This window comes from Pseudoalteromonas atlantica, assembly GCA_007988745.1.
Classification (GTDB): domain Bacteria; phylum Pseudomonadota; class Gammaproteobacteria; order Enterobacterales; family Alteromonadaceae; genus Pseudoalteromonas; species Pseudoalteromonas atlantica.
Genome location: BJUT01000006.1, coordinates 102,906 through 125,195, shown reverse-complemented (window position 1 = coordinate 125,195; position 22,290 = coordinate 102,906). Strand labels below are relative to the sequence as shown.

The window sequence follows — 22,290 nt, the reverse complement described above, 5'->3', positions numbered from 1 at the left end:
AGATGGGTAAGCAAAAAATGAGTGGTGTAATGCAATTTTATAATTATATTGAGCGAACATTTTTTTATACGCTTACGCGTAAAATAGTGGGCAACTTAAGCTTTGTTTTTTTGTTTCAGGCCATTACCTTATTTTGGTTATATCAAAGCTTAAGCGAGCAGCACAGCACTAGCGCATTTTGGTTGTTAACCTTGGTTATTGTAGCGGGCTTTGCCTTTACTATTTTTTATATGCGCTATTTAATAGTGCGCCCTGTAAAAGCTATGTGCGACACTTTAGTAAACATAAACCAGCAAGAGGCTAATTTAGCCGCCAACTTACCGCAATTTTCTTTTGACGAATTTAAAGAACTAAGTACGCAATATAACTTATTTACTAACCACTTAAGTGATTTACTAAGTACAACTCACGCCAGCGCTAAAGCCAGCGAGCAAAGTAATGTTGATGTAAATACCGCTATGCAAAATACACAGCAGTTAAGTGAGCAGCAAACTCAGCTAAGCCACAATATTATTAATGCGAGTAACCAAATAGTGCAAAGCTTAGAGGGCATAGTGAGCAATACCGACAGCGTGCATAGCGTTAACAGCGAGCACTTAGACTTTGTTAAGCTTTCGTCGCAAGAGCTTGCAAGCTTAGTTGATAAAGTGTCGCTTATTGGTACTTTGCTGCAAAGATTTTCTAAAACGGTGTCTGGCCTTAAAGAAAACAGCGAAAACATTCGCAGCATTTTAAAAATGGTTGAGGAGTTTTCGGATCAAACTAATTTACTGGCACTAAACGCTGCCATTGAAGCGGCACGCGCTGGTGAAGCTGGCAGAGGATTTGCTGTTGTTGCTGATGAAGTACGTACATTATCGGTAAAAGTAAGTGGAGCAACCCGACAAATAAGCGACTTTATTAACCAAATGAATGAGCTGGTTAACGAAACCAACCAAGAAAGTGAGCAGTTAATTAGCCACTCAAGTACCGCACAAAGCGCCATTAGTAATACCTCTGAAGGGTTTAAAACAATGCTAAGCGAGTTTGAACAAAACCAACAGCAGCTACAGCAAATAGCGGATGCGGTGCATACGCTAGAGCAAGCACAGCAGCACACTCACCAATCGGTAGAGCAAATTGTTACCTTAGGCGAGCAAGCTAAAAGCGCTATTGATCATGCACTAAGTAATAGCCAGCAATCACATGCACTTAGCCAACAAACACAACAGCAATTAAAGCGTTTTGTGCAATAAGCAATTACAAAACAAAAGCCGAGCGGTATATTGCCTTAATATTTTAACTGGCAACATTCAACAGCGCTTTATAAATATGGTAAATTACGCAGCTAATTATTTAAGTGTGTAATGTGTGTGAATAACTCAACCCCCAACTATCAACAGCTAGCCAAAAATATTAAAGCCTGGGGCCAAGAACTCGGCTTTAGTGAGGTGGGTATTACCGATATAGACCTATCTAAACACGAAGCACAATTACAGCGCTGGTTAGATGCGGGCTACCATGGCTCTATGGATTATATGGCAGCCCATGGCATGAAACGCGCACGCCCTGCTGAACTAGTCCCTGGCACCCAGCGGGTTATTTCGGTAAAAATGAACTACCTGCCCCCTGATGCTAGTTTTGCCAAAACACTAAAAAACACCGAAAAAGCCTACATTAGCCGCTACGCATTAGGGCGTGACTATCACAAATTAATGCGCAACCGACTAAAAAAGCTGGGCCAAAAAATAGAGCAAGAAATTGGCGATTACGGTTTTAGGCCATTTGTAGACTCTGCGCCTGTGCTTGAGCGCCAGCTTGCTGAAAAAGCGGGATTAGGCTGGCGAGGTAAACACTCTTTATTAATAAACCAAGAAGCTGGGTCGTGGTTTTTTTTAGGTGAGCTTTTTGTTGATTTACCCCTGCCAATAGATAATGAAAACACGTTTGAAGGCTGCGGGAAATGCGTTGCTTGCATTACGCTTTGCCCAACAGGCGCAATTGTAGAGCCGTATGTGGTAGATGCACGCAAATGTATTTCGTACTTAACCATTGAGCACCAAGGGCCTATACCTGAGCAATACCGTGCATTATTGGGGAACCGAGTTTATGGCTGCGACGATTGCCAATTGGTTTGCCCATGGAACCGTTATGGTCAAATTACCGATGAGCAAGACTTCCATCCCCGTACGCAATTAAAAAACAAAGACTTACTTGAGCTATTTGCCTGGGATGAACCTACATTTTTAAAAAATACCGAAGGCAGCCCTATTCGCCGTATTGGACACGAACGTTGGTTGCGTAATTTAGCGGTGGGTTTAGGCAATGCCGATTTTAGCCCTAGCATTATTAACGCTTTAGAAAGCAAACATGAGTCTAGCTCGCAGCTAGTAAAAGAGCATATAGAGTGGGCGCTTGAGCAACAAAATAATAAACAACGAGAACAACTTCGTAAAACACAGCGCCTAATTAGAATTGTCGAAAAAGGCTTACCTCGTGATGCGTAAATCACTCAGGTGAGCCTTATTGTGTGAGAGATTTATTTTTTAAGTAACAAAGATAAATCTTGTTCAATTTCAGCAAAGGCGGCTTTAACTTGTTTAACCGACTCTTCTCTGGCAATTGAATTTTGAATAGTTTCGTCCACTTTTTTATAAATAAACACCTCTTGGTCTTCATCTAACCCCATTGTGGGTATGCGCACTTCTAAGTCTTCTTGTAATTGCTTGAATACTTTTTCGTTACTTTCGCGGTTTTCGTTTAGTAACCCAATTAAGCCATGAAACTTACTATGCACTGTGCTGGCTACATCATTTAGCTTTTGCTGCTGCGACTCAAGCATTTGCTTGGTCATAATTGCACGTAACTGCTGCTCAGTCACACTGACAATAAAGCAAACGTGGTCACGAATACGCCCGTGTTTATCTGGGTCGTGATCTGGCATATTCAGAATTAACAAGCTAATCATCTCGTAGTTAACTAATATTCGGTGAGAAAACTCATGTAAGCGACCTTTGTTTTTAAGCATATCAAACAGCTCAATTACAATAGGTGAACACACTCCATTAAGGGCAAAGTGCTCTATTGTATCGCCATGTCTAAATTCAACATTACTTTGTAGGTCAAACGTTTGTAAGCAGTCTATTAAGGCTTTACCTAAATCTTGCGGATTATTAATAAAACCAATGTTTTCAATGTAGTTAACTATTTGCCCCATTTCGCTACTGTTTGCCATAGCGTTAAATGCCGTAGATGTTGCATCTTCTACTTGTTTTTCAAGGCTTTGTTTTTCTATTAATACTTGGTTTAAGTTTTTAAGTTTTGATTTAAGCTCATCATGCCCAAACGGTTTTACAATGTAATCCTCAGCACCAACTGAGTAACCTTCCATACGCTCTTCCACCGTTCCTCTAGCGGAAACAAACATAACAATTATATGCGCGGTATTCGGATTCGCCTTTAATGCTTTACACACTTCGTAGCCATTCATTTGCGGCATACTTACATCAAGTAAAATAACTTGGGGCATGTAGCCTTCAACCATGGCTAAACATTCAGGGCCGCTTGTGGCAACTTGTAATTCGAAATCAAGATCTTCTAAAATTTCTTCAATAATTTCAAGGTTGAAAGGTTCATCATCTACAGCAAGAATTTTAGTTAAGGCCATATTTTCATCATCCAATTAAATATCATTTAAACATTACTTACACATATAATTAGCTATCTTGCACTGCTAGCTTATCATCGGCTAAATGCTCATCTAAATCTATTTCTAGGGGTACCTGAATCCTAATTGTTGCACCACCATCGCTATTATTACTTGCCGTAATTTCGCCTTGATGAAGTGCTACAAACTCTCTACAAAGCGCAAGCCCTAAACCAGTACCTCCAGCGCCACTGTTCGTTTTGCTGCTTTGTACAAATTTAGTAAACACGTGCTCTAATTCATCCTCAGGTATACCTATTCCATTGTCTATTACATCAATAATGGCGCTGTTTTGATCAGCCATTAAGTTCACTTCAATACGACTTTTAGGTTCGCTAAATTTAAGTGCGTTACCTAACACATTGCGCAATAGCTGATTAATTTGCTCTTCATCACACTGCACAACCACTGGCCCGGGTTTTGAAAAAACAATTTCAATTTCTTTTTCCATAGCCGTACCAGAGACATCATCAATACTGGTTTTTATAATGCTTTCTATATTGTATGGACGTGGGTTAAATGGAAATTTCCCTACATCCAATTTAGATAAATCAAGTAAGTTGTTTAATAACGACAGTAAACGCTCGCCGCTGCTTTCAATACGGGATAAATATTTTAAGAGTTTATCTTTAGCAAAATCGCCCGCTTCTAACTTACTCAAACCAAATCGAGAAAAGCTTAATATAGAGTGCATAGGTGTGCGTAACTCGTGCGACATGTTAGCCAAAAATTCCGATTTACTTAAATTGGCAGCTTCGGCCACATTTTTAGCGTGCTCTAGCTGCGAAGTACGAGCTCGCACTTGCTCCTCAAGTAGGTCTTTGGCTTCAAGGAGTAATTCTTCTTTTTGTTTTAAGTGAGTTACATTTTTAAATATAACCGCCAACGCAATTTCGCCATGGTGGTCTATTTCGTTAAACGAGCCAACCAGCGGAATATACCCGCCGTCTGTTTTTTGCAAACGTAGGTCGCTACTAAATTGGCGGTTACGATTGAGTGTGCTGATTTTATTTTTTATTTCAGCACTTGATTCCTCATCTAAAAATTCAAATACAGAAAAGCCCGCGAGTTTGTCAAAGGGTAGCTTAAACAGCCTTAAGCAGGCATCGTTTGCTTCTATTACTTTGCCGCTGCGCTCAAATAACATAATGGCGTCAGGCGTATTTTTATAAATAACTTGTAGTAGGCTGTCTTTTTCGATTAATGCATCAACGGTATCTTGTAAACGCTCAACTAGCTCAGCGTTACGGCGTTTTAAAAGCTCTGTTTGCCACAATTTATGTACCGATTGCAGCAGTACGCTATCGGTTAGAGGCTTTATTAAAACATCTTCAACCCCTTTACGAATTGCCTCAATCATTGAAACTTGCTCAGGGCGTGCGGTAAACAATAAGCATCGACAATCTGGCTGAGACATTTTAATAGCAGAAAATATATTTAACCCGGTGCCATCTTCAAAGCTAAAATCGCTAATTAAAATATCTATACTGTTTTCATTCGCCACTGTCACCGCTTCGGTAGCACTGGTTGCGGTTAGCGTTTTGATATGCGCCCCGACTAAATTACTTTTCATTTTTTCAAGGCGCTCAGGCATATGATCAACAAGTAAAATAGTGGGGAGTTTTAGAACGTGACTAGAGCCAAGCTCTAAGAGGTTTTCGAGTAATGAGGTAATTTCTTTATTTGAAAAAAACGGATAAATAACCGTTGCATCAGGGACTAGCTTATTAAGCTCACTAAAGGCGCTAAGTTGCTCACCGCTTTCGGCTTTAGGGGCAAGTAATACACATCGGTCTTGTGAGATTTTTTGAGCTAACGACTTTATTACTTCACACGGCACTCCGTAAGCACCAATTACCAAGTCATACTGGCTGGTGTTAGAGTATAAATCAATCATAGAGTAATGAACGAGCTCAGCCTCACAACCTATTAATTCTAGTAAAACTTTCACTCTCATTGCGATAACACTGCTGCTATCTACAATTAAAATTTTTCGACTCATTAAGCCACACTATCGTAAACACTTTATATGTTAATAGCGTAGCCTATAATTTCTTAGTTGGTATAGGTTGTTAGACTTAATTTTGATTTTTTTACCGATAAGCTCCACAACTATTTTGGTAGATGCTTACCGAATATTGTTAAACTGTAGCGTGTGTTATCCATTACCGCGATATGAGGCAACTCACCCCATACGCTAAAACCAAAGTGCTTGAATAACTTAATACTTGGTAAGTTGTGGCTAAATATAAAACCAAGCAATACATCAATTTCGAGCTGTTTAGCCTCTATTTGGGCAAACTCCATCAGCTTTTTGCCAAGTCCTTTACCTTGCGCCGCTTTGGTAATATAAATGCTCATTTCGACGGTGCCATCGTATGCGGGGCGCCCATAAAACGATTTATAACTTAGCCAAGCAAGTACTTGGTCATTTTCGCAATAAACATAAATAGGCCGTTTACCGGTGTGGCTATTAAACCACTCACGTTTGCTCTGTACCGATACTTCTTCGGTATCGGCAGTCACCATACGCGAGGCGATCGTTTCGTTGTATATTGCGACAATGGCAGGTAAATCTTCTATAGTGGCTAAACGTGTAGTCATAACAGCTTAATATTGTTGATCACTTTTGTGCATATTAGCGTAAGATAGACTAGTCAAACAATTATAAATTTAGGCGTTGAGTATGTTAAAAAAAACGATGCTAGGGCTCAGTATTTTTATTACGAGCTTAGCTGCCCAAGCAAACGACACGTTACCCAGCAAACAACAGCAGCAACAATGTGAAGACTTTACAAATGTAGAGATACGTAAGCTGCGCTCAAAAGAATCCTTAAACTTATGCCAATTTAAAAACCGCCCTTTGCTCATTGTAAATACAGCAAGCAATTGTGGTTTTACATCTCAATTTGAAGGCCTTGAAAAAGTACACCAACAATACAAAGACAAAGGTTTAGTGGTATTAGGTTTTCCATCTGATGATTTTTTTCAAGAAGAAAACGATGAAAAAGACATAGCAAAAGTGTGTTTTATTAATTACGGCGTTACTTTTACTATGTTTACTACCAGCGAAGTTCGCGGCAGTGATGCAAATCCAATATTTAAACACTTAAACGCGCAAACCAGCTCACCTAACTGGAACTTTTATAAATATTTAGTTTCAGCTGATCGCAAAACAATTAAACGCTTTAACAGTAAAGTAGCTCCTAATTCAAAAGAATTAATTGATGCAATTGAAAATACGCTACTCATCAATTAAGTTTATACTGGTACTGCGAGTTAAAACTAACTAGACTGGCTTTAATGGTTAAATACACCAACTTTAAACAGGAGATTTTATGGCAGTGGCAAGTGCAAGGCACATTTTAGTAGACAGCGAAGCAGAGTGCTTAGATTTAAAAGCTAAGATTGAACAAGGCGAAGACTTTGCAGAGCTTGCAAAAACATATTCAAACTGTCCTTCTGGTCAAGACGGCGGAGCACTTGGCGAGTTTGGCCCAGGTATGATGGTACCTGAGTTTGATAAAGTTGTATTTTCAGCGCCAATTAATCAAGTACAAGGCCCTGTACAAACACAGTTTGGCTATCACTTACTAGAAGTGACAAGCCGCTCAGAATAACGTTGACTTATCGCAACACAAAAAGCCGCTTATGCGGCTTTTTTTAGGAGCAATTATGAAACTTATAGGATCTAACCCTTCTCCATTTGCGCGCAGAGTAAGAATGTGGGCAGCACAAAACAATGTTGACTTAGCGCTAGTAAACCTAGATATTTTTTCTGAGCAAGACCGCCCTACCTTAGCCAGTAACAACCCAGGAAGAAAAATACCGGTTTTAATTGATGGCGATTTAACGCTAAGCGATTCAACCATTATTTTACGTTACCTTATCGCCAAGGCTGGTAAAACACCACTAAGCTGGTCGCAAGAGCACCTACTTAATATTATTAACGCCTGTAACGACTCGTTAGTAGAATTAGCACTTAGCAGACGCTCAGGATTTGATACTAACGACGATAAATTATTTTTTAATCTGCAAAACGAACGAATTGCTGAAACATTAAGCTATTTAAATAGTCATTTAAACGATGATGAATTTAAAGGCTGTGAATGCCTTAACATCAGTTTATACTGCCTACTTGATTGGATTTGCTTTCGTGAATTAACAGACTTTAGCCAACACGCAGCTTTAGTCAGTTTTTATAACAACTATGGCACGCGTCAAGCTGCAGTAAGCACCGATCCCAGACTCTAAACAAATAAGGTAAACACATGAGCGATATTGAAATTGAATCACAACTAGTTAGCTTTGTAGAAAAAGTACGTTTAAGCGAGCAAGTGTGGGCGTTAGGTGGCGACGACGGCGGCTTTGTAGTATGCGAATCTAACCAGTTTGCCGAAACGGATGTACTGCTTTTATGGGAAAGCGAAGACGCAGCAAAAGCCCAGTGTAAAGAAGAGTGGCAAGAATTTACGCCTGTAGAAATTAATTTAGATGAATTTTTAGATGAGTGGGTAGAAGATTTAAACGAAGACAGCGCATTAGTTGGTTTAAATTGGAATGACGACCAAGTGTGTGTAGAAATAGAGCCTGTTGGCTTAGCACGCGCACTTAGCGAATAACTGCCACTATAAATTAAATAGTGAATACAACACCTGCTTTTTAAGTGGGTGTTTTTGTTTTGTAGCTAAAAACATAAATACTAAAATCGATACTCGCATGTTTATCTGTTTTAAGTATAAAATATAACATGTCATTAATTTCAAGGGATTACGTTGAAAACCCATCTTGGCCGCCGCCCTTTTTCAGCAATGGAGCTGCATACGCTTTATAACGGCTATATTTATGGCGATTTTAAAGTAGCAAGAGAGCAAGCAAAGCATTGGCATTTTTGGTTGCCTTTAATTGCCTATTACAGTGGCGCATATAGCGATGAAATTGGCTGCTTAACGCTTGACGATCTTGAGCTTAAAAATGGCATTTTATGTTTTAATTTTCATACTAATGGAAAAATAAAAGCGCGCTTGGTTCCGGTGCATCAAGCCTTAGTTGATGCAGGGCTTAACGACTTTATTGCCTTTGTTAAAGCACATAATCACACACGTTTGTTGTTTGATTTACCGGCTAAGTCTGGCCGTTACAGCGAAAAAGTACGCATTTGGTTTACTGGTGAAGGTGAACGTGCGGGTTATTTGCAAAAATGTGCCATTCCTACTGTTGATCAACTCGGTATGAAAACCGCCATAAGTAGCCTACGACTTAATTTTGAGCAACAAGTACGTATTTACGCATTACAGGCTAATTCAAAAGACGCCTTTAATTATTTAATGGGGTTTAACGAATACCCCAATGATAAATTTGACGATACCGCCTTACTAAACAACGTAATACAGCAAATTCGCACCATTAACCCACAGCTGCACTGGCAGCGCTTTAAGCTGCGCCAGAGCCACTGACACTATTTGTTACTATTTTAAATCCAAGCAGCCACTTTATTAAATTACTCTCATAAAAAAAACTGCTAGGATATCTAAATCTCAATTTTTAAGGGCATAGAAATGCCTGTTTGAGTCAGTTTCTAACAACAACAATCTAGGGATCACTATGTTTTTAAAAAGCCTATTAACAGTAAGTGTTGCTTTAGCAATGACTACTGCCAACGCTAACGAGTTCGTTATCGAAAAGCTTGCTAAACCAAGTTCACAAAAGGTGTCGTTAACACTCGACCCAAGCCAAGACACCTTTACAGGGATGACAGAAATAGCCCTAGAAGTGTTAAAACCCACTCATTACATTGAACTTAACGGCGTGGCTTACGCTGTTAAAATGGCGCAGTTACTAGGCGATAAAAACTGCGACTTAAATAACGAAATGCTAAAAACAGAAAAAGTAAAATTTAGCTGTGATGAGCAAATTCAACCGGGTAAGTACACCCTAAAAATAGATTTTTCGGCGCCGTATAATCGCCAAAGTGTGGGCTTATACAAAACAATTGATCAGGGTACACCTTATTTATTTACTCAGTTTGAAATGAATGATGCACGCCGTGCATTTCCGGTATTTGATGAACCAAGTTATAAAATACCGTTTCAGTTGACGATTACAGCGCCAACGTCTCAAAAGGTTTATGCCAATACGCCAGAGCTTAAAACCACAGTTAACGGCGAGATGACAACGCATTACTTTGATAAAACGCCACCTATTCCTTCTTATTTAGTGGCTATGGCCGTGGGCCCTTTTGAAGAGCTTGAAATAAAAGACATGCCAATTCCAGGGCGTGTTATTACCCCGCAGGGTAAAATTCATTTAGCTGATTACGCAAAAGAGAACATGCCAAAAGTACTTGCTGCACTTGAGGCGTATTTTGGTATTCCTTATATTTATAAAAAGCTCGACTCGGTAGCAGTACCCGAGTTTCCTTTTGGCGCAATGGAAAACTCAGGCCTAGTAACCTACCGCGAAGATATATTACTGGTTGATTTAGCAGCTGCTACACGCAGTAAAAAACAGCGTAATGTGTCGATTATTGCTCACGAGCTTGCCCATCAATGGTACGGTAACTTAGTTACCATGAAGTGGTGGAACGACTTATGGTTAAACGAAGCATTTGCCAGCTGGATGGCGGCAAAGATTACTAAGCAGCTTAATCCAGAATTTGAATCTCACCTTGATTTACCACAAAACAACGTAATGGCATTAGATGCTCGCTTAAGCACTAAGCCGATTCGTAAACCGATTAAAACCGAAGCCGATATTATGGATGGTTTAGGGCTTGCCTACAGTAAAGGCAGCGCTGTACTGGCTATGGTTGAAAACTGGATTGGTGAAGACGCATTCCAAAAAGGGATTCAAAGTTACTTAAAAAAATTCTCGTATAAAAACGCCGAAGCAGCCGATTTATGGGAAGCGCTAGGTAAAGCTTCTAATAAAGATGTTGCGAGTGTTTTAAAATCATTTATTGAACAGTCTTCTTTTCCGCTTGTAGATGTAAAACAAGACGGTAAAAAAATTACTATATCGCAAAGTCGCTTTGCTAATGCCGGTGTAGATGCACCCGCACAGCTTTGGAATGTCCCTGTTGGGATAAAATATGGCGCTGGTGATAAAGTAAAAACAGCCAGTATTTTACTTAATAAGCAAAGCCAAACCTTAACACTTGATTTTGAGCCACAGTGGATTTATCCCGATGAAGGGGCGCTAGGTTATTACCGCTGGGTAATGGACGATGCGCAGTTTGATTCACTTATAAAACATGCTCCGCAAGCACTTAATGATCGTGAGCGTTTAGCGCTGCTCTCTGCCACTGATGCACTACTTGATGCGGGTGTAATATCGGCGGCTAAGTTAATGCAAACCTTAGAAGTATTTGTGAGCGATGATCATCCTCGTGTTGCAAATACAGCACTGGGCTATTTGGTATCGCAAAAAAATACCTTTAAAGATGAAAGCAACGAAGCGTTATGGCCTGAGTTTATTCGCAGTGCAGTAATGCCTGCAGCTAAAAAATATTCACTTGAAGCACAAGCTGGCGAAGACGGTGCAGTATCGCAACTACGTGCAGGTGTTGTGTCCTTGCTTGGTTTTGATGGCGAAGATCAACGTGTGATCAGCAAAGCAAAAGAGCAAACACAAGTATACTTAAACGATCCGCAAAAAGTGGATCCGTATTTAGCAGCTACCTACTTAAAACTTGCCGCCTATAATGGGGATAAAGCCTTACTTGATCAATTTATGGCAACCTTTAAAACCACTAAAGATCCACAAGTACGCACAAACATGCTGGCTGCAATGGGCTTTATGGGTAAAGCGCAGTTACAAAAGCAAGTATTAGCGTACACCCTAACCGACGAAGTAACCGCATCTGATATGCGCACCATTTTAGCGGGTCAAAGTTATAGCGAGTCACGCCAAGCACTATTTATTGAGTGGATATACAGCAATTACGACAAGGTAACACAAAGCTTACCGCCGTTTTTTGTGCCTAACTTACCGTACTTTACAACCGCGCGTTGTGATGAACAAAGTTTAGCAACCACGCAAACATTCTTTAAAGATAAAATTGAAGAAACACCTGGCTACGCGCGTACACTAAGCAAGCTTGAAGAAAGTACCCATGACTGTATTGCGCTTAAAAAGCGTGAACTGGCATCAGTTAATGACTTTTTAAAAAGCAAGTAAGCTTAATTAAAAGTAAATATGCATAATTAAAAAAGCCGCTGAGTTATTCACTCAGCGGCTTTTATTTACCCGTTAATAATCTGTGTTAGCTTGGCAATAAAGTCTTTTGCTGCTTGCTCTGAGTTAATTTTAAAGGCCACACCATAGTGAATCGGCTGCGCACTTTTGTGAATACGTGTAGGAAAGCGTGTCATCTCGCTACTATGAAAATAACCTTGTACTCGTGTTACCTCATCAATTGTTGCAAAATCATCGCTAAACACTTCAAAGGCTGGGCGAATAATTATTTTGCCTTTACCCGCTTCGCTGTGGGTATAAATTGCTTCTTTAGAATTTGCTAACATGTACTCAGCAATGTTTTTAATTTTAAAGTTGCTTCTGCACTTTAACTGAATGAGCTGCTCTGTTAACTCATCTGCACTATAAGCCACGTGGTGATCCCTTTAATGTTTAATTGTGCATTACATTAGCCTATACGCGCTGCAAAGTCCGAATTATTTTACATCGCATACAAAGGCAAGTTTGTCGTTTTTATAACTCATTCGCGTTATGTTTGTCTCGCAATATGGGCTTAAGTTAAGCCATTGAGAAACCTCATCGGTGCCGCTTAAGTTACGCATATATACACGGTTTTTAACCGCATAAGCCACTGTATTAGCATCTTTTAAAATAAAGTCTTGTACTTGCTCTGGCAATCTAAGTAAATCTTCTACCTGTTTAGATTGCGGGTTAAAGCTTGCTAAAGTATGCTGATCATTTTTTGTGTAGCTAAATAAAAATGTTGCGCTTTTACTGTTATAAATAAGCGTACGCCCTATGTTACTTGCTACCACCTCGCCTTTTGCCGCTGCAACCGAAGTATATTGCAATGTATGTGGCTCACCTAAAATAAACATCACTAAGTCGCTTTGAGCGCCCCATGCGTGGTAGCCAACAGGTTCAATCCAATCAAAAATACGGCTCGGTGCTTGCTCAGTATCGAGTGGGTATTGCCACAACTTTTGTTTGCTATCTTGCTCTACCACAATAGCCGATAAACTTTGTTTTGAGGGCATAACAGTGGGCGAATATTCGCTCACTGGCGTATTTGTTATGTTGCTTATTTGCTTGGTTGCTAAATCATAATAGGCAATATCGGTTTGACTTTGCTCGCTTGAAATAACTTCATGGGTGAAATAAATACCCTTGTTTGTTAAATTAGGTTGGTTGTTATAGCTATTTTTGTCGCTCACTATACTCACTTGCATACCGTAGGGTGTATTTAAATCAGCAAGTAATATTTGGCTTTTAGGCATGCTAGCCTGCGCTGTAGCAAGGCTTAGCGCCGCTAAAGAGACTAGCCCAAGCCATGGTTTAATAAGTTTCATGCTTTCTCTCGTTTTATTTTTAAGCACCTCATGATAACGTTATTTGCCGATGGCGTCACTTGACCTAAGTCAGTCAACTCTTTATAACTAACTTGGTCCTAAAAAAGAGAAAATACATGTCAGCTAAACATCCTATCATTGCTATTACAGGTTCGTCGGGTGCGGGAACTACCACTACCACCAATGCAATTAAACATATTTTTCGTAGCCTCAACATTGATGCGGCTTTTATCGAAGGAGATAGCTTTCATCGTTACACGCGCCCAGAAATGGATAAAAAAGTACGCGAAGCACAACAAGAAGGTAAACACATAAGTTACTTTGGCCGTGAAGCCAATGACTTTGGCGCATTAGAAACCTTATTTGGTACCTACGGCGAAACAGGCCAAGGCAAATTGCGCCGATACTTACATACCTTTGATGAAGCAGTGCCTTATAATCAATTACCGGGGACCTTTACCCCTTGGCAAGATCTTGAAACAAACACTGATTTAATGTTTTACGAAGGCTTGCACGGTGGCGTGGTTGATCAGGATCATGATGTAGCTAAGCACGTGGATCTACTTATAGGCATGGTGCCTATTATTAACCTTGAATGGATCCAAAAATTGATCCGCGATACGCAAGACCGCGGCCACTCTCGCGAAAAAGTAATGGACTCCATTGTACGCAGTATGGATGACTACATTAATCACATTACACCACAGTTTTCGCGCACCCATATTAACTTTCAACGTGTGCCAACGGTTGATACGTCAAACCCATTTAGCGCAAAAGATATACCTTCGCTAGATGAAAGCTTTGTGGTTATTCGCTTTAGAGGAATTGATGACGTTGATTTTCCGTATTATTTACAGATGATTGAAGGCAGCTTTATGTCACGTATAAATACCCTTGTGGTGCCAGGCGGTAAAATGGGTTTAGCAATGGAGCTGGTGCTTACCCCGCTTATTAAAGACATTATTGTTAAAAAGCGTGCTCTTGAAAACCTAGCCCCTTTAGATATACCCATTTAGCCCCTCTTTTATGATTTACACTTCTGACGTACACTGCTGCTTTTGCTAACAGTGAGGGAAAACGTGTCGCACTCATTAAAAATTATTGTGGGCTCTAAAAACCCAGTAAAAATTAACGCTGCAAAACATATTTTTGCAATGTACTTTCCTAGTTATGAAATTGATTGCCAAGGCGTTGATGCTCCCTCAAATGTTCCCGATCAACCAATTGGCGAGGAACAAACCCGTATAGGCGCACAAAACCGAGTTACTTACTGTAAAAGCATGTACCAAGCAGATTACTACTGTGCAATGGAAGGCGGTGCAGAGCAATTTAGCTATGGAGCTGCAACCTTTGCCTATGTTGTGATTAATAATGGCTCTGAGCAAGCGATAGGACGCAGCAGTAACCTGCCGTTACCGCAAGTGTTATATAACGCGCTGCTAAGCGGAGAAGAGCTTGGCGATGTAATGGATAAAGCATTTAACACCCATAATGTTAAGCAAAAAGGCGGCGCGATAGGGCTTCTCACAAACAACCATGCCACTCGTCAAAGCACCTACACCCAAGCGCTTACCTTAGCTATGGCTCCTTTTTTACACCCTAGCCTTTATCAGGAAAATTAATGAAATACAGTTATGTACTGTTTGATGCAGACGAAACACTATTCAGGTTTGATATTTTAGCGGGAATGACCCGCATGTTTAAAGCGTACAACATTGAGTTTACCCAAACCGATTACATCCATTACCAAAAAACTAATAAGCAGCTGTGGATAGATTATCAAGATGGAAAAATTAGCGCCGATTACTTACAAGTAACCCGCTTTAACGAGTGGGCTGTAAAATTAGGGGTACCCGCTAAGGAGCTAAACGATGCATTTTTAGATGCTATGGCACAAATTTGTGAACCACTCCCCGGCGCAATCGATTTACTAAATGCACTCAAACCGCATGCACGATTGGGTATTATTACTAATGGCTTTGCACGTTTGCAAGCCCTGCGCCTAGCGCATACCGGCCTTGAAAACATGTTTGATTGGCTGGTTATTTCGGAACTGGTAGGCATTGCTAAGCCTAACAAGGCTATTTTTGAGCACACATTTGAGCTTATGGGTAACCCAGACAAAAGCAAAATATTAATGGTGGGCGACACTGCCTCTAGCGATATTTTAGGAGGCAATAATGCCGGTATTGATACCTGTTGGCTACAGCACCCAGGCGAGCAGTTACCAGCAGGCATAAGCCCAACCTACACCATAACTGAACTGGCACAGTTACCAGCAATTTTAGCGCTTTAAGCTGCGCGTTAATTATTAAAAATTAATAGTAATTAGCTACAACTCGCTAATTTAAGGCAAAAAAATGACGCTATTAAGCGTCATTTTTTATAACTGTTTGTGAGCGTGTATTTTTAAAAAATACTAAATTAGGCCGTCGCTAATTCAAGGCCGGGTGCAGGCATCGTAACAGGCGTTTCAAATGTTGCCCACTCCCACGCTGACTCTGTTGCCATAATTTTGCGAAGTAACTTATTATTTAAATCGTGACCCGATTTATAAGCCGTTACTTTACCTAGTAGGTTATGACCTGTCATAAACATGTCGCCCACACAGTCTAATATTTTGTGTTTTACAAATTCATCGCTGTAGCGCAAACCATTTGGGTTTAGTACTTTAAAGTCATCAAGTACTACTGCGCTGTCCATGCTGCCACCAAGTGCTAGGTTATTAGCATGCATGTATTCAATGTCTTTCATAAAGCCAAACGTACGTGCACGGCTAATTTCTTCAGTAAAGCTTTGCGCAGTAATATCTAAACCAATGCGCTGGCGGCTTTCATTAATGGCCGGATGATCAAAGGCAATTTCAAAGTCGATGTGAAAACCATCATATGGTTCTACTTCGGCCCATTTATCGCCTTCTTCAATACGTACTTTTTCTTTTATACGAATAAAGCGTTTCGCAACATTTTGCTCTTCAATGCCGCCTTTTTGTAACAAATAAATGAACGGTAATGCACTACCATCCATAATCGGCACTTCTGAGCTGTCTAATTCAACAATTAAATTATCGATACCCATTGCAGCAACCGCTGCAATTAGGTGCTCAGTCGTTGATAAGCGAACGCCATCTTTGTTAATTAAACAGGTACACAGCTGCGTATCACCAACGGCTTCAGGTGTTGTTTCAAAATCAACAACCGGATCAAGGTCGACACGACGAAATACAATCCCGGTATTTGCGCTCGCAGGTCGGAGAGTTATTGTGACCTTCTCACCTTTATGAAGTCCAATTCCTATGGCTTTGACTACTTGTGCAATCGTACGCTGTTTAATCATAGGTTCGCTCACTTTTAAATCAGTTACAGTTAGACGGCGGAGTTTAACATAAATCCTTTTGCCTTTCAATATTTGTACATATTTCAAACAAAAGCATTAGTAAATGTTAATCAGCCTGCTTACGTAAAAAAGCCGGAATATCAAAATAATCTCCGCCTTCTGATTTATCCGCTTTTTTACTGTTTTGCGCTGATGAACTTGCCGTGTTGCTTGAGCTTGTAGATGGCGCTTGTTCTTTGCTTTCTACTTGCGTGCTTGGCGTCGTTTCTTCAGTGCTTGTGCCTTGGCTTGCAAAGCTTGGTACGTACATGCTGCTAGATTGGTTTGATGAACTTGCTACATCAGAACCTGATGCCTTTTTAAAGCCGTTATCAACAATACCAAACTGCGGACGACGATCGCCGCCTAACCCCGTAGCAACAACGGTTACACGTAACTCGTCGCTCATTTCTGGGTCAATAACCGCACCTACAACCACAGTTGCATTTTCAGACGCTAGCGCTTTAACGTGGTTACCCACAATTTCAAATTCTTCAATCGCAATGTCCATACCCGCGGTAATATTAACCAAAATACCTTTAGCACCGGTTAAATCAACGTCTTCTAGTAATGGGCTTGAGATAGCCGCTTCTGCAGCTTCTTGAGCACGATCTGGGCCTGATGCAGAGGCTGTGCCCATCATGGCAGTACCCATTGCTGACATTACGGTACGTACGTCGGCGAAATCCACGTTAATTAAACCAGAACGTGTAATTAGCTCCGCAATACCTTGAACCGCACCAAAAAGTACGTCGTTTGCTTTAGCGAAGGCATCTAACAGTGTAGTCCCTTTACCTAAAACTTTAAGCAATTTATTGTTCGGAATTGTAATAAGTGAGTCTACAATTTCTGACAATTCGTTAATGCCTTGTTCAGCAGCTGCTGCGCGCTTTTTGCCTTCAAAGTCAAAAGGACGCGTTACTACAGCAACCGTTAAAATACCTAATTCTTTGGCAATTTTAGCAACCACAGGTGCAGCACCAGTACCTGTACCACCACCCATGCCGGCAGCAATAAATACCATATCTGCGCCTTCAAGGCTGGCACGGATTGTTTCTGCATCTTCTTCAGCCGATTCGCGGCCTACTTCTGGGTTTGCACCTGCACCTAACCCTGAGGTTATTTGCGTGCCTAGTTGTACGGTAATATCGGCAGCGGAATTACGTAATGCTTGTGCATCCGTATTAGCGGCTATAAAGCGCACGCCTTCTATTTGTTGTTTTACCATGTGCTCAACAGCGTTACCGCCGCCACCGCCCACGCCAATTACCTTAATTACAGCTTCTTCGCTGTGTTGTTCCATCATATCAAACATGTTTACTCTCCGACTTGAGTACTTTAAAACTCGCCTTGGAACCATTTAGTAATGCGGTTCCACCAATTATTATTATCCTCTGCTTTCGACTTTTGTGCATTCATCGATTGCATAGTGCGCCCGTATTGTAACAAACCTACAGCGGTTGCGTACGAAAGATCGTCTACGTAGTCTGTCAAACCAACTATCCCGATTGGTTTGCCTATTCTCACTGGCATTTGGAAAATGTCTTCAGCCACTTCCATTGCGCCAGTCATTTTAGCAGTCCCGCCTGTAATAACGAGGCCTGCCGCAATTTGGTCTTCTAAACCTGAGCGACGAATTTCTTCCATCGCTAATTCAAATAATTCTCTAAAACGAGGCTCTACCACTTCAGATAAAGTATGGCGCGACATTAATCGTGCTGGTCGCCCGCCTACACTTGGTACTTCTATGGTGTCTTCGTTACTGGCCATTTGGCTACTTGCACATGCATATTGTACTTTGAGTGACTCAGCATGTGATATAGGTGTACGAAATATTTTTGCAATATCACCGGTTACTTGATTACCCGCCACTGGGATAACCGAAGAATGGCGTAATGCCCCGTTAATATAAATAGTGATATCCATTGTACCACCACCAATATCAAGTACCGCTACACCAAGCTCTTTTTCGTCATCGGTTAAAACCGAGTAACACGATGCAAGTGCGGTAAATATAAGCTGATCAACCTCTAAACCACAGCGCTCAACACATTTTTCAATGTTTTTAGCCATGTCGTTTGAGCAGGTAATAATGTGTGCACGTGCTTCCATACGTACGCCGCTCATACCAAGGGGGTTTTTAATGCCCTCTTGCATATCAATGCTGTATTCTTGCGGTAATGCATGCAGCATTTTACGCTCGGCCGAAATGGGCACAGAGCGCGCTATATGAATTACATTTTCAATGTCTTCATCGGTTACTTCTGTATTATTAATAGCAACCACGCCGCTTTCGTTTTGACACTGTATGTGCTTGCCAGAAATCCCTAAGTACACTGAGCTAATACGACAATCAGCCATTAACTCGGCTTCATCTATTGCTCGGCGAATCGACTCAGACACTAAGTTTAAATCGTTAACGCCGCCTTTATCCATACCATGAGATACTTGGCTGCCCACACCAACAATGCTGAGCTTGTTATCTGCGGTGATTTCACCTACCGTGGCCACCACTTTTGAGGTACCAACGTCTAATCCAATCACTAGGTTTCTTTCTGCTGACTTAGTCATGCCTTACTCTTATTTTGTAATTGCTGTTCTTGCACAGGCTTATAGCTAACTGCAAGGCCGGTATCATAGCGTAAATCTATTGCATCTATTTGTGCATCTGCACGCTTTTCCATGCGCGGGTACACATCTATAAACCGCTGTACTCGCTTTGCTTTGTCTTTGCGCCCTAAATTTAAGCGCACACCATTATCTAACCATAACTGCCACGAAAAACGCTCCGAAAGGGCTAAGCTTTTTAACGTTAACGCATTTACCTTTAGCATTTCGTCAAACTGCTTAAAGGCAATCCACGCTTCTTTTTCGCTGCCTTCTGGGCCGTAAAGTTGCGGTAAATCATTGGCGAGTTTATCGCTACTTGCTTCAAAGGCATCGCCACTTTGGTTTAGCAGTAAATCGCTATTCCAATGGGCTACGGCTTCGTGTTCAACTACGTACACTTGTATTGTATCGGGCCATTGCTTGCGTACCGATACGGTTGCAACCCAAGGTAAATCTTTTACCAGTTGCTGTACGCGTTTTACATCTAGCTCAAAAAAACTGCTTAAATCGGCCTTTTTTATTGCTTTTATTATGGCCTTTTCGTCAGTGTATTTGGGCTTTCCTAGCACTGTTAAGTGCTTTATTTGTGCATCTTTGTTCTCTACTAGCCAATCAGATACACCGGTAGTTATTTGCACGAGCCCAATCACTACCACCAGAAAAAAGCTCACACCAAAAATTAGCGACCAATTAAAGTTAAGTTGCTGTTTTAACTGTTGAGCTTTTTCTAAAAGGGGATGCATATTAAAGCGTTTGCCCCAAAATGCGAACAACTAATTGCTCAAATGTTGCCCCGTTTGCTTTTGCCGCCATGGGCACCAGCGATTTTTCGGTCATGCCAGGGACTGTATTTACTTCTAATAAATAAAAATTCCCCTGCTCATCTTGCATGGCATCTACACGGCCCCAGCCGCTTGCACCCACTAAATCAAACGCCTCTAACGAGATAGCCTGTAAGTGCTGCGTATCTTGCGCCGATAAATCTGCAGGGCAATGATACTGTGTTGTATTTGATTGATACTTAGCTTGGTAATCGTAAAAACCATTTGGAGTCGTCATTTCAATCACAGGCTGTACTTCATCGCCTAATACAGTCACGGTAAATTCGCGTCCGGTTATCCACTGCTCTACTAACACTTGGCTATCAAACTTAAAAGCGTGTGTAAGGGCATCTTCAAGCTCTTGAGCGGTACTTGCTTGCGCCATACCTATGCTTGAGCCTTCGTGCGATGGCTTAACCATTACTTTTTTAAACTCATCCATAATAGCTTTTGCATCAAAGCCTTTTTTAGCATCAACAACTGCATAAGGCGCTGTGCTTAGTCCTGCAGATTTAAATAAATGCTTACAACGGACTTTATCCATTGCCAAGGCTGAGCCTAATACAGTGCTGCCCGTGTATGGCAAGTTCATAAATTCAAGTGCGCCTTGCACTGTCCCATCTTCGCCACCACGGCCATGCAAAGCAATAAAAACACGATCTACCTGTAATTCTTTCAGCTCCCACAAAGAGCGATTTTGCGGGTCAAAAGCAATGGCATCAACGCCGGCATTTTGTAGTGCATTAAGCACCGCTTGCCCTGAACGTAGTGACACTTCGCGCTCTGCTGAGTTACCCCCAAGCAGTACTGCTACTTTACCAAATTGCGCGTTTTCTTGCGTCATACTTCACCTTGCTTTAATTTTTCCACCGACATACCTGTTGCCGCTAATGTTTTAACCAATTGTCCTATATTACCAGCGCCTTGCGTTAAAACTAAGTCGTTATTTTGTAAGTTATCGGCCAGCACACCAGCAAGCTCTGCGCTCGTTGCTACATGTAGAGGCTCTTTTCCGCGCTGACGTAAGCTGCGGCACAGGCTTTTACTGTCTGCACCAACAATAGGCTCTTCGCCGGCACTGTACACATCTAGTAATAAAAGTTGATCTACATCTGCTAATACTTTTACAAAGTCTTCGTATAAATCGCGTGTACGGGTAAACCTGTGCGGTTGATAAACCATAACTAAACGCTTTTCTGGCCAGCCTTCGCGTACCGCTGCAATGGTGGCAGCAACTTCTGATGGGTGATGTCCGTAATCATCCACCAACATGACATTGCCGCGCTCGTTTTCAAAGTTGCCATAATGCTGGAAGCGTCGTCCTATGCCTTCAAATTTTTGCAGCGCCTCTAAAATTGCGTGGTTAGCAATGTTTTGATCTTTGGCCACTGCAATTGCCGCCGTGGCATTCAGTGCGTTGTGCTTACCTGGCATATTAAGCGTTGCACTTAAGCTTTCACCACTTTTATGTGTCACTGTAAAAGTACAAGTACTTGCTGATTGGCTAAAATCGCTCATGCGGTAGTCGGCATCTTTTGACTCGCCATACGTGATCACAGGGCGACCAAAACGCGGGATCAGCTCACTTGCTACCTGCGAGTCTATGCACACTACGGCTAAGCCATAAAATGGCAGGTTATGAATAAAGTCCACATAAGTGTCTTTCATTTTCTCAAGACTGCCGCCATAGGTTTCCATGTGATCTTCTTCAATATTGGTGATCACCGATACCATAGGCTGTAAATGCAAAAACGATGCATCGCTTTCATCTGCCTCAGCAATTAAAAAGTCGCTCTTGCCCACTTTTGCATTACTGCCCGCGCTATTTAATAAGCCGCCAATAATAAAAGTAGGATCAAGCCCTGCCTGAGCATAAATGCTGGCAATTAAACTGGTTGTTGTGGTTTTACCATGTGTGCCCGCAATGGCAATGCCATGGCGAAAACGCATTAATTCGGCAAGCATTTCTGCACGGCGAACTACCGGTATACGCGCTGCTTTTGCAGCAATAATCTCAGGGTTTGTTTCGTCAATAGCACTTGAAACAACAACTACGTTGGCATCTTTTACGTTGTTTTCGTGATGGCCTATAAATACTTCTGCACCGGCTTTAATTAAGCGTTCGGTCATTGCGCTGTGCGCTATATCTGAGCCTGTAATGCGGTAGCCTTCAAAAGCCAGTACTTCAGCAATACCGCCCATACCCGCACCACCAATACCAATAAAATGGATGGTTTCTATTCGACGCATAGCA

The 22,290-nt window shown here is 41.3% G+C and carries 22 protein-coding genes; 11 read left to right on the top strand and 11 right to left on the bottom strand.

The annotated features are described in order from the left end of the window. Positions 1-17: 17 nt before the first annotated feature. Together PAT01_RS05165 and queG are read left to right on the top strand one after the other, a co-directional pair. The gene (locus PAT01_RS05165) at positions 18-1,235 is read left to right on the top strand and encodes a methyl-accepting chemotaxis protein (RefSeq protein ID WP_004589438.1); all 1,218 of its coding nucleotides are present in this window, start codon (positions 18-20) and stop codon (positions 1,233-1,235) included. Positions 1,236-1,346: 111 nt separating this feature from the next. Continuing rightward, positions 1,347-2,486, top strand: a complete 1,140-nt coding sequence (gene queG / locus PAT01_RS05160) for a tRNA epoxyqueuosine(34) reductase QueG (protein WP_404821009.1) — start codon at positions 1,347-1,349, stop codon at positions 2,484-2,486. Between the two features lie 32 nt (positions 2,487-2,518). Here the strand turns inward: queG and PAT01_RS05155 are convergent, their stop codons facing one another. From PAT01_RS05155 to PAT01_RS05145, 3 genes are all read right to left on the bottom strand, one after another. Continuing rightward, positions 2,519-3,646, bottom strand: coding sequence for a response regulator (locus tag PAT01_RS05155; RefSeq protein ID WP_024033288.1), 1,128 nt, complete (start codon positions 3,644-3,646; stop codon positions 2,519-2,521). Positions 3,647-3,695: 49 nt separating this feature from the next. After that, positions 3,696-5,687: a sensor histidine kinase gene (locus PAT01_RS05150; RefSeq protein WP_154945050.1), complete on the bottom strand. Its 1,992-nt coding sequence runs from the start codon at positions 5,685-5,687 to the stop codon at positions 3,696-3,698. Between the two features lie 110 nt (positions 5,688-5,797). After that, positions 5,798-6,289, bottom strand: a complete 492-nt coding sequence (locus tag PAT01_RS05145; RefSeq protein ID WP_096042294.1) for a GNAT family N-acetyltransferase — start codon at positions 6,287-6,289, stop codon at positions 5,798-5,800. 82 nt (positions 6,290-6,371) lie between these two features. On the opposite strand from PAT01_RS05145, the gene PAT01_RS05140 reads away from it, so the two are divergent. From PAT01_RS05140 to PAT01_RS05115, 6 genes are all read left to right on the top strand, one after another. After that, entirely contained in the window at positions 6,372-6,944 is a 573-nt protein-coding gene (locus tag PAT01_RS05140) for a glutathione peroxidase (RefSeq protein ID WP_154945048.1), read from the top strand. Positions 6,945-7,023: 79 nt separating this feature from the next. Beyond that, positions 7,024-7,305 carry a peptidylprolyl isomerase gene (locus tag PAT01_RS05135; RefSeq protein WP_004589432.1) on the top strand — a complete coding sequence of 94 codons (282 nt, stop codon included), beginning with the start codon at positions 7,024-7,026 and terminating at the stop codon, positions 7,303-7,305. Positions 7,306-7,360: 55 nt separating this feature from the next. Then, positions 7,361-7,939: a glutathione S-transferase family protein gene (locus PAT01_RS05130; RefSeq protein ID WP_154945046.1), complete on the top strand. Its 579-nt coding sequence runs from the start codon at positions 7,361-7,363 to the stop codon at positions 7,937-7,939. A gap of 17 nt (positions 7,940-7,956) precedes the next feature. Then, on the top strand, positions 7,957-8,307 hold the full coding sequence (locus PAT01_RS05125; protein WP_004589430.1) for a DUF2750 domain-containing protein: 351 nt from the start codon (positions 7,957-7,959) through the stop codon (positions 8,305-8,307). Between the two features lie 153 nt (positions 8,308-8,460). Next, positions 8,461-9,141, top strand: coding sequence for a site-specific integrase (locus PAT01_RS05120; RefSeq protein WP_029774055.1), 681 nt, complete (start codon positions 8,461-8,463; stop codon positions 9,139-9,141). A gap of 148 nt (positions 9,142-9,289) precedes the next feature. Next, positions 9,290-11,863: a M1 family metallopeptidase gene (locus PAT01_RS05115; protein WP_154945044.1), complete on the top strand. Its 2,574-nt coding sequence runs from the start codon at positions 9,290-9,292 to the stop codon at positions 11,861-11,863. Between the two features lie 65 nt (positions 11,864-11,928). Here the strand turns inward: PAT01_RS05115 and PAT01_RS05110 are convergent, their stop codons facing one another. Both PAT01_RS05110 and PAT01_RS05105 read right to left on the bottom strand, forming a co-directional pair. Beyond that, positions 11,929-12,294, bottom strand: coding sequence for a hypothetical protein (locus tag PAT01_RS05110; protein ID WP_004589427.1), 366 nt, complete (start codon positions 12,292-12,294; stop codon positions 11,929-11,931). 63 nt (positions 12,295-12,357) lie between these two features. After that, positions 12,358-13,230 (bottom strand): TolB-like translocation protein, encoded by an 873-nt coding sequence (locus PAT01_RS05105; RefSeq protein WP_154945042.1) that lies wholly within the window; start codon positions 13,228-13,230, stop codon positions 12,358-12,360. A 116-nt stretch (positions 13,231-13,346) separates the two neighbouring features. Between PAT01_RS05105 and PAT01_RS05100 the strand changes: the two genes are divergently transcribed. The 3 genes from PAT01_RS05100 to yjjG all read left to right on the top strand — a co-directional run bounded on the left by PAT01_RS05100 (position 13,347) and on the right by yjjG (position 15,526). Then, positions 13,347-14,246 (top strand): phosphoribulokinase, encoded by a 900-nt coding sequence (locus PAT01_RS05100; RefSeq protein ID WP_004589425.1) that lies wholly within the window; start codon positions 13,347-13,349, stop codon positions 14,244-14,246. A gap of 63 nt (positions 14,247-14,309) precedes the next feature. Further along, complete coding sequence (gene yjjX / locus PAT01_RS05095) at positions 14,310-14,852, top strand: inosine/xanthosine triphosphatase (RefSeq protein ID WP_064384753.1); 543 nt, start codon at positions 14,310-14,312, stop codon at positions 14,850-14,852. Further along, positions 14,852-15,526: a pyrimidine 5'-nucleotidase gene (yjjG, locus tag PAT01_RS05090; RefSeq protein ID WP_154945040.1), complete on the top strand. Its 675-nt coding sequence runs from the start codon at positions 14,852-14,854 to the stop codon at positions 15,524-15,526. Before yjjX ends, yjjG begins: the two co-directional genes overlap by 1 nt. 128 nt (positions 15,527-15,654) lie before the next feature. Here the strand turns inward: yjjG and lpxC are convergent, their stop codons facing one another. The 6 genes from lpxC to murC form a co-directional block, all read right to left on the bottom strand. Next, positions 15,655-16,566 carry a UDP-3-O-acyl-N-acetylglucosamine deacetylase gene (lpxC, locus tag PAT01_RS05085; RefSeq protein WP_004589422.1) on the bottom strand — a complete coding sequence of 304 codons (912 nt, stop codon included), beginning with the start codon at positions 16,564-16,566 and terminating at the stop codon, positions 15,655-15,657. 106 nt (positions 16,567-16,672) lie between these two features. Beyond that, positions 16,673-17,920, bottom strand: coding sequence for a cell division protein FtsZ (ftsZ, locus tag PAT01_RS05080; protein ID WP_004589421.1), 1,248 nt, complete (start codon positions 17,918-17,920; stop codon positions 16,673-16,675). Between the two features lie 23 nt (positions 17,921-17,943). Then, positions 17,944-19,176, bottom strand: coding sequence for a cell division protein FtsA (gene ftsA / locus PAT01_RS05075; RefSeq protein ID WP_154945038.1), 1,233 nt, complete (start codon positions 19,174-19,176; stop codon positions 17,944-17,946). Further along, on the bottom strand, positions 19,173-19,958 hold the full coding sequence (locus PAT01_RS05070; protein WP_004589419.1) for a cell division protein FtsQ/DivIB: 786 nt from the start codon (positions 19,956-19,958) through the stop codon (positions 19,173-19,175). The genes ftsA and PAT01_RS05070 overlap by 4 nt, the downstream gene beginning before the upstream one ends. A gap of 1 nt (position 19,959) precedes the next feature. Beyond that, on the bottom strand, positions 19,960-20,880 hold the full coding sequence (locus tag PAT01_RS05065) for a D-alanine--D-alanine ligase (RefSeq protein ID WP_024033298.1): 921 nt from the start codon (positions 20,878-20,880) through the stop codon (positions 19,960-19,962). After that, the gene (gene murC, locus PAT01_RS05060) at positions 20,877-22,286 is read right to left on the bottom strand and encodes a UDP-N-acetylmuramate--L-alanine ligase (RefSeq protein ID WP_051063459.1); all 1,410 of its coding nucleotides are present in this window, start codon (positions 22,284-22,286) and stop codon (positions 20,877-20,879) included. The genes PAT01_RS05065 and murC overlap by 4 nt, the downstream gene beginning before the upstream one ends. Between the last annotated feature and the right edge of the window lie 4 nt (positions 22,287-22,290).